The sequence below is a fragment of the Neisseria sp. genome (assembly GCF_030523955.1).
Classification (GTDB): Bacteria; Pseudomonadota; Gammaproteobacteria; order Burkholderiales; family Neisseriaceae; genus Neisseria.
In genome coordinates, this window is the sequence record NZ_JAUNHL010000088.1 from 1 (window position 1) to 7,841 (window position 7,841).

A 7,841-nucleotide genomic window follows, 5' to 3' on the forward strand; every position below is an offset into this window, starting at 1 on the left:
TTTCAGGATAAGGCTTTCAAGGATTTTTAGCACCCATTTTGTCCCTTACGCCTTATTAAACAATAATTTTCACCATAAATGCCTGTCTGAAAAAAATGCCTGTCTGAAAATTTTCAGACAGGCATTGCTATGGCAGCAGGGCGCACAATCATACAAACATTTCCCTGTTAAACCTCAAATCTCCAACACCGCACACAGCGGCAAATGATCGGATACCGCTACCGGCGGGCAGTCTTTTTCCCATACTTTCACCGCCGGACTCACCCACATCATATCCACCGCCGCTTCGGCATAACCGGGCAGCGTTTTGCGCTGCATATTGAAGGTAGTGCGCAGGCTGTCGCCGAATACGCTGTTTAAGTGTTCGAGTTTCGCAAACACCGGATTATGCGATTTGGCATTGGTATCACCCGCTACGATCACTTTCTCTTTGCCTGCCGTGGCCTCGACGATGGCTTCGACCATGCGCTCGCGCCGCTCGGTAGGTTCTTCGCCGGCCAGATGCCAAGGGCCGTGCACATTGGCCACCCACACGGTTTGCCCGCCTATGCTCAATTGCGCTGTTTGCAGGGCGGACGGATGGTATTTGGCCTGCTCGAACGAATCGCGGTAGTCTTCGGTATAGGGATAATCGAAATAAGAGTGCCGGGCAGACAGAATCGGAAAGCGCGACAGGATCGCAATGCCATTGTAAGACGAACCGTCGTCGGTATTATCGAAGTCGCGGTATTGCGGCATAAAATCGACAAACGGATAATCGAACAGCCCGCCGAAATACTGCAAGGTTTGCAAATGCGGCGGCAGGCGGCGGGCGCCGCTGTGGATTTCCTGCAAGAGCAAAATATCGGCGTCGGCCGCCTGCAAAAACGGCACCAGTGCATCCATCAGCACGCCGCCGTGTTCGATATTGAGAGAAAGTACTTTGATTTTCATGGCATCCCTATTTTTTCAGACAGGCATTTGCTTGGATATGCCTGTCTGAAAAAGATTCAGTAATCTTTGCTGTGCCAAAACGGCTGGCCGACCGTAGGCGTACTGGCCTGCGCCTGTTCGCGCGGCGGAACCGGGCCGGCTTGTTTGGCCTCATGCCCGGCGGCCACCGCCCAGGCAAACGCCTGCGCCATACCAACCGGATCGCCGGCGCGGGAAACCGCGGTATTGAGCAGCACGCCGTCGTAGCCCCACTCCATCACCTGCGCCGCCTGCGAAGGCAGGCCGAGGCCGGCGTCGACAATCAGCGGAGTGTCGGGCAGCCGCTCGCGCAATACGCGCAGCGCATAGCCGTGCACCACGCCCAAGCCGGTGCCGATCGGCGCCGCCCACGGCATCAGCGCTTGGCATCCGGCATCAAGCAGACGACGGCAGGCAATCAAATCTTCGGTGCAATACGGCAGCACTTTGAAACCGTCGTTACACAAAATACGCGCCGCTTCCACCAGCTGGAACACGTCCGGCTGCAAGGTATCGTCGTCGCCGATCAGCTCGAGTTTAATCCAGTCGGTTTCGAACACTTCGCGCGCCATCTGCGCGGTGGTGACCGCTTCTTGCACGCTTTGGCAGCCGGCGGTGTTCGGCAGCAGCGGAATGCCGGTTTCCTGCAACAGCTGCCAAAAACTCTGGCCGCTGGTTTCGCTGCCCGAGGTTTGGCGGCGCAGCGAAACGGTAATCATACCGGGCGCGGCGGCGGCAATCGCTTGGCGCAAAACATCGGTTGTGGGGTAAGCGGCGGTACCCAGCAGCAGGCGGCTGCCGAAGGTTTCGCCGTAAAGTGTGAATGCGTTCATGGTGTCTCCTTTCTTTGTATCTCAACAAAGGACAAGGCAAACGGCCTAGCCGCCTACTACCGGCCGCACGATATCGACCGCATCGCCCTCTTGCAGCTCACGGTCAGCGTAGGCGGTTTTGGCGACAAATTCAGTGTTAACCGCCACCGCAAACGGTTTTTCCGGCGCGGTTTGCGCGATTAAATCGGCGACGGTGCGGCCTTCGAAGGCGAGCGTTTCGCCGTTGAGCAGAATCTTCATTGTATTCCCTCCTGATATGCCTGTCTGAAACCATGTTTGTCTGAAACGGTTAAGACTGGCCGAACAACCACAAAAAGCCGTTGAGTGCACCCACCCCGGTCGCCAAACTGATCAAGATATTGCGCCAGCGGATGTGCGCCAGCAACACGCAAAACAGCGCCAGCAGCTGGGCCGCCAGATATGGCCACTCTTGCGCATTGAGTTTACCGATACTCAGGCTGCCCAAGGCCAGCAGCAGCAATACGCACAAAGGCAAAGCGGCATTCAAATCCGCCAGCAGCGGCGACTTTAACCAGCTTTTCGGCAGCAACAAAGGGGCGAGGCGCAGCGAAAACGTTACCGCGGCCGCGGCCGAGAGCGCCAGCCACCATTCCATATTTTGACTCATGCCGCCCTCCCCGGGTTCCAAAAGGCGGACCGCAACACCACCACCGCGGCACACATCAACACCGCAGCAAACAGCGTATATTGCGGGCTTAAATGGCTGGCCGCCACAAAGGCTAACGCCGCCAGCAAACACGGCCACCAAGCGCGGTTGGCGCGGAATTGCTCATAAGCCAGAATCACAAACAGGCTGGGCAGCGCAAAATCCAGATGCGGCACCCACTCGGTCAGCCCCGAGCCGATCAGCGCTCCGGCCAGCGTACCGGCCAGCCAATACATCTGGTTCAGAAACGCAATGCGGCTCATCAGCGCGGTTTGCATCTCCTTGGGCAGGGAAACCAATACCGAAAAGGTTTCGTCGGTCAGTGCGAAAATGCTGTACAAACGCTCCCAGCGGCGCGCAGGCAAGGCATCCACAACAGCGGCAGACCGTAAAAAACATGGCGCAACCCGATAACAAAGGCGTTAAACGACATCGACAACACGCCCGCGCCGCCGGAGAGCAAAGCCACCGCCGCATACTGGAAGGCACCGGTATACACCAGCAGGCTCATGGCCGCCGACAACCAAGCCGGCAGGCCGGCGGCGCTCATCAATACGCCGTAGGCAATGCCGGCCGGAACATAACCCAGCGCTATCGGGTAGGAATATTGCAAAGCCAAGCGCCAGCGGCTGGCCGAATTTTGCGGTAGTTGTGAAGTCATCGTTTTTCTGTGTGTGTGCGGCGATTCAAAACGGCTTAACGGCAAATGCCTGTCTGAAAATACAGCGGCTCAATAATGCGGCGGCGCTTCGTCTGCCGGTTGCCAAGCCGCATCTTCCGGCTGGCTTTTTTCCTGCAAACGCCGGTAGAGCAAACGCAACTGCGCCTGCTGCAAATCGGCGGTTTGGCGCAAACCGGCCACCGTATCGTTGAGACTTTGCAGCAGCTCGTCTTGTAAAGCCAGCCGGATTTCCAGCTCGATAATGCGTGCTTCCAACTCTTCCATCGTCTTGTTCCGCTTGTTTCCCGGGCAACATTAAGGATTCAGAATCCGCGCAATCAGCGCGTTTTCTTTGCCCTGCATATGCGGGATTTTCACCTGAATGCCGTTGCCGGGCGCGGCGTCAACCGCTTCGCCTTTGCGCGTGATGGCTTCCAGCACCAGCGTTTGGTTGCCTGCGGGGTGGATGATTTCCAGCGTGTCGCCCACGGCAAAGCGGTTTTTCACTTCTACCGTAGCCCAGCCTTCGGCGTCGATTTCCAGCACTTGGCCGACAAACTGGCTTTGTTTGGCGAGCGAATGGCCGGCCAGATAGTTTTGGTAGTCCTGCGTTTGGTGGCGCTCCAAAAAGCCGGAGGTGTAGCCGCGGTTGGCCAAGCCTTCGAGTTCGGCCAGCAGGCCGTAGTCAAACGGTTTGCCGGCCACGGCATCGTCAATCGCTTTGCGGTAGGCCTGCGCCACGCGGGCGACGTAGTAAACCGATTTGGTGCGGCCTTCCACTTTGAGGCTGTCCACACCGATTTCGGCGAGTTTGGCCACCTGCTCGATGGCGCGCAGGTCTTTGGAATTCATGATATAGGTGCCGTGTTCGTCTTCCATAATCGGCATGTATTCGCCGGGGCGGTTGGCTTCTTCGATTAAAAACACTTTATCCGCGGCGGGGTGACGCTGCTGGCCGTTGATGCCTTCGAAGGCTGCATTCGCTTCTTCTTGCGCGCGGTTGAAATCGAAGCCTTGCAACAGCTTGGCATCGCCCATTTCGTCTTCCGTGCTGCCGTGCACTTTGTAATCCCAGCGGCAGGCGTTGGTGCAGGTGCCTTGGTTGGGGTCGCGGTGGTTGAAATAGCCCGACAGCAGGCAGCGGCCGGAATAGGCGATGCACAAGGCGCCGTGTACGAACACTTCCAATTCGATATCGGGGCATTGCTGGCGTATTTCGGCGATTTCTTCCAAACTCAGTTCGCGCGAGAGAATAATGCGCTCCACGCCGATTTTCTGCCAAAACTGCACGCCCCAATAGTTGGTGGTGTTGGCCTGCACCGATAAATGAATCGGCATATGCGGCCACTTTTCGCGCACCTGCATAATCAGGCCGGGGTCGGCCATAATCAGCGCATCGGGCTTCATGGCGATTAAGGGTTCCATATCGGCCATAAAGGTTTTCAGCTTGGAATTGTGCGGCAGTGTGTTGACGGTTAAAAAGAATTTTTTGCCGCGCGCGTGCGCTTCGGCGATGCCTTGCTCGAGCACGGGCAGACGGGCGAATTCGTTGTTGCGGGCGCGCAGCGAATAGCGCGGGCTGCCGGCATAAACGGCATCGGCGCCGAAATCGAAAGCGGCGCGCATACGTTCGAGGCCGCCGGCGGGAAGGAGAAGTTCGGGTGATTTCATGGTGTGCTTAGGTTTGTTTATCTTAAAATAGCATTAGGCAGCCTGTTTACGGCTGCCTTAAATGATTGAATCGTTACGGATTATCCGCTTTTTTAAGCTAGCGGTCAATGCAGCGTATGCCTGTCTGAAAAGCCGTTTTTCTTTTTCAGACAGGCATTCAGGCTCTTTTTACCACCACCAATAAGGCCGCGGCCCCCAATACCAGCCGTCATAATAATCGTGCATCCGCTCGGCCTGTTCCAGCCGGCGCTGGTTAATGTAGTTTTCCCAAGCCAAGCGGTAGCAGGCACGGAACATTTTATCGTTGGTTTTATCGATGTATGCCAGTCTGAAAGCTTGGCGCTCTTTTTCGGTGGCGCCGGTATCGCCGTCAAACTGGCGGCGCATCATGCGGGCGGTTTCCGGGTCGCATTGGGCGGCAAGCGCCACCTGCAATTCCTGCTCCTGCCGCTTCTGTTCGGCGGCACGGCGCGCTTTTTGTTCCGGCGTAACCGCGCAGCCGGCCAGCAAACCAATCAGCGCCAGAGTCCATAGATGTTTCATTTCACTCTCCCTGAATGTTTTTAGTTATCAAAGAATTATATTGTACTCCAACTTTCAGCCATTAGATATTTTCCTGAAAAATCAAACGGTACGCTACTATCTGTTTACGGTTTTGCCGTCTGCTCGGGATCGAGTCGACACGGGTTTTTATCCAATGCTTTTGCTATATATTCGTTTGAAATATCGCTCCACTCCAGGGCAATCCCCTCCTCCGAATAGCCCATAAAAAAACCGCGCATAGCTTCCGAACGGGCGCGAACGCTATTGCCGTGAAACATAAAATGCAGAAGATGCCACATCATTTTGCAGTCCACCCAAAAACTGACGTGCTCGACATACCACACATCATTATCCAACTGTTCCTGCCATGTCCAAGCCCGCTTCATCCGCTCCCTAGGCGGACACTCCAATCCCGGCCTCATACTGTGGCGCATCAGGTGGCGGCGGTGGTAACGGGGCAAATATTCCGGTAACAGCGGGCGCGGTCCGATTACCGACATCTCGCCCTTCAATATATTGATAAGATTTAACAACTCGTCCATTGAGGTTTTGCGCACGAATTTTCCCCAATGGGTTACCCGCTCGTTCGGCGGCAAAAGTTCGCCCGCTGCGTTGCGCTCATCGCGCATATTGCGGAATTTAACCACGGAAAACAGCTTGCCGTTTAAACCTGTCCGTTGCTGTTTGAATAATATCGGTCTGCCTACATCAAAATAAGTGATAAGGCCAATCACCAGATTCAACGGTAGCGTCAATAAGAGTGCGACAAGCGCAAAAACAATATCCAGTATCCTTTTTCCATAACGCGTATACAAACTATTTTTCGCCACAACGGGTGCCAAGCCGACATTAATGGCCACCAGCCTCTCATTAGCCATCACAGCGGCCACTTGGCAGCGCTCGGCTTGCGTCGGTGTCAAGTAATCGTTTTTCATATCCACTTGCGCTACAAAGCACGTTTTGCCGACAATACAATATCACAAATACGATCGACTTCTTCCAAAGGCAAATCCGCATACATGGGCAAGGTCAGGATACTGTGGGAAACACTGTCCGAAACCGGTGTGTTTCCGTGCATTAATGTTTGGTGATAACAGGAAAGACGATTGGTGGCCGGATAAAAATATTTGCGCACGAAAATACCGTGCTGCCGTAAAAGCCGGTGCAACTTATCCCGGCTGCAACCGAAAAGATCAGATTCAATGTAAACGGGGAAATAAGCATAATTCGGTTCTACGTGCTCCTGAACCACATTCAGCCGCAAACCGAGAACACCCTCAAGATGCTCGCAATAACGTTCGTAAACCACTTTTCTTTTCTGAATTTCATCCTTGATGTGGCGTAAATTGCAAATACCCATCGCCGAACGGAATTCGTCAAGCTTGGCATTCATGCCGACACATTCAATCTGATCTTCCCCTGCAATGCCGAAGTTTTTTAAAAGATGCAGTTTTTGTTCCAGACAGGCATCCAAAAAAGCCAGCGCACCGCCTTCGATCGAATGGAACACTTTAGTGGCATGAAAACTGAACATAGCCGCATCGCCAAAATTGCCTACTCCCACCCCTTTATAGCGGACACCGAATGCCTGCGCACTGTCATACAGCACTTTCAAACCGTATTTTGCCGCAATCGCTTCTATCGCTTCTACATCGCATAGATTGCCATAAACGTGTACCGGAATGATGGCTGAGGTTTTATCTGTAATCAGCGCCTCTATTTTTTCCGGATCCATGGTGTAATCATCCGGCTTGATATCGCAAAACACAGGGGTTAATCCTTTGCGAATAACGGCATGCGTGGTAGAGGCAAAGGTATAGGGCGTCGTGATCACTTCTCCGGTTAGTTCCAATGCCTCAATCGCCAATTCGAGCGCCATATGACCATTAACAAACAAGGAAAGATTGGGAACCTCAAGATAATCAACCAGCTGTTGCTGTAATTTGGTATATAGCGGCCCCATATTCGTCACGTCAGTGTCCGACTCTCCCACAGCGACCGTATTTCCTCCATAAACTCATCCAATTTCGGCATAGATGGCTGTGCCACATAAATATTCATCTGTTTTCCTTTAAGTTTTGATTGCAAAAACCAGTGAGCTATTTTTCCAAGCTTTCCGCCCCTCAAGCACCGACCACAGATACAACCCTGACTAAAAAAATTCTTTTGAAGCCTTTGCACCCCCAGATGCAATTCAAAGCGCAGCAGCGCAGCGAACAAACAGTGCACAAATGCGCCGCAAATGGGGTCGTTACAAAAGCCTATTTTTATCAATCCTCTGCATATGATGCCTGTCTGAAACCGTATTCAGCGTTTTCAGACAGGCATCTATCTATAGCGGATTTAATTATAGTCGATTCAAATAAAATGTCCGATATAGCGTGGACGTTTTCGTCCGCTTTTTATGTATGATTCTGGATATTTTGCGGACGAGGACGTCCGCGCTCCAATCTCGGAGTTTTATTTTATAGTGAGTTAAAATAAGAATTCCAAACTTTACTCCCCCCCCCTTACC

Annotated in this window: 11 protein-coding genes; all 11 read right to left on the bottom strand. The window is 53.5% G+C overall.

What is annotated here, in order from left to right:
• Positions 1–174 precede the first annotated feature (174 nt).
• The 11 genes from Q4C79_RS12630 to Q4C79_RS12680 all read right to left on the bottom strand — a co-directional run bounded on the left by Q4C79_RS12630 (position 175) and on the right by Q4C79_RS12680 (position 7,289).
• Positions 175–933, bottom strand: coding sequence for an endonuclease/exonuclease/phosphatase family protein (locus tag Q4C79_RS12630; RefSeq protein ID WP_303091377.1), 759 nt, complete (start codon positions 931–933; stop codon positions 175–177).
• 56 nt (positions 934–989) lie between these two features.
• Positions 990–1,784 (bottom strand): thiazole synthase, encoded by a 795-nt coding sequence (locus tag Q4C79_RS12635; RefSeq protein WP_303091378.1) that lies wholly within the window; start codon positions 1,782–1,784, stop codon positions 990–992.
• A gap of 45 nt (positions 1,785–1,829) precedes the next feature.
• Complete coding sequence (gene thiS, locus Q4C79_RS12640; protein WP_303091379.1) at positions 1,830–2,024, bottom strand: sulfur carrier protein ThiS; 195 nt, start codon at positions 2,022–2,024, stop codon at positions 1,830–1,832.
• 49 nt (positions 2,025–2,073) lie between these two features.
• Complete coding sequence (locus Q4C79_RS12645) at positions 2,074–2,412, bottom strand: AzlD domain-containing protein (RefSeq protein WP_303091380.1); 339 nt, start codon at positions 2,410–2,412, stop codon at positions 2,074–2,076.
• Positions 2,409–2,825: an AzlC family ABC transporter permease gene (locus tag Q4C79_RS12650; RefSeq protein ID WP_303091381.1), complete on the bottom strand. Its 417-nt coding sequence runs from the start codon at positions 2,823–2,825 to the stop codon at positions 2,409–2,411. Before Q4C79_RS12650 ends, Q4C79_RS12645 begins: the two co-directional genes overlap by 4 nt.
• Positions 2,771–3,112 (bottom strand): AzlC family ABC transporter permease, encoded by a 342-nt coding sequence (locus Q4C79_RS12655; protein ID WP_303091382.1) that lies wholly within the window; start codon positions 3,110–3,112, stop codon positions 2,771–2,773. The genes Q4C79_RS12650 and Q4C79_RS12655 overlap by 55 nt, the downstream gene beginning before the upstream one ends.
• A 69-nt stretch (positions 3,113–3,181) precedes the next feature.
• Complete coding sequence (locus Q4C79_RS12660) at positions 3,182–3,397, bottom strand: SlyX family protein (RefSeq protein WP_303091383.1); 216 nt, start codon at positions 3,395–3,397, stop codon at positions 3,182–3,184.
• A gap of 30 nt (positions 3,398–3,427) precedes the next feature.
• Entirely contained in the window at positions 3,428–4,783 is a 1,356-nt protein-coding gene (gene yegQ / locus Q4C79_RS12665) for a tRNA 5-hydroxyuridine modification protein YegQ (protein WP_303091384.1), read from the bottom strand.
• 168 nt (positions 4,784–4,951) lie between these two features.
• The gene (locus tag Q4C79_RS12670; RefSeq protein ID WP_303091385.1) at positions 4,952–5,326 is read right to left on the bottom strand and encodes a hypothetical protein; all 375 of its coding nucleotides are present in this window, start codon (positions 5,324–5,326) and stop codon (positions 4,952–4,954) included.
• 104 nt (positions 5,327–5,430) lie between these two features.
• Entirely contained in the window at positions 5,431–6,261 is an 831-nt protein-coding gene (locus Q4C79_RS12675) for a sugar transferase (protein ID WP_303091386.1), read from the bottom strand.
• Between the two features lie 11 nt (positions 6,262–6,272).
• Positions 6,273–7,289, bottom strand: coding sequence for a DegT/DnrJ/EryC1/StrS aminotransferase family protein (locus tag Q4C79_RS12680; protein ID WP_303091387.1), 1,017 nt, complete (start codon positions 7,287–7,289; stop codon positions 6,273–6,275).
• Positions 7,290–7,841: the final 552 nt, after the last annotated feature.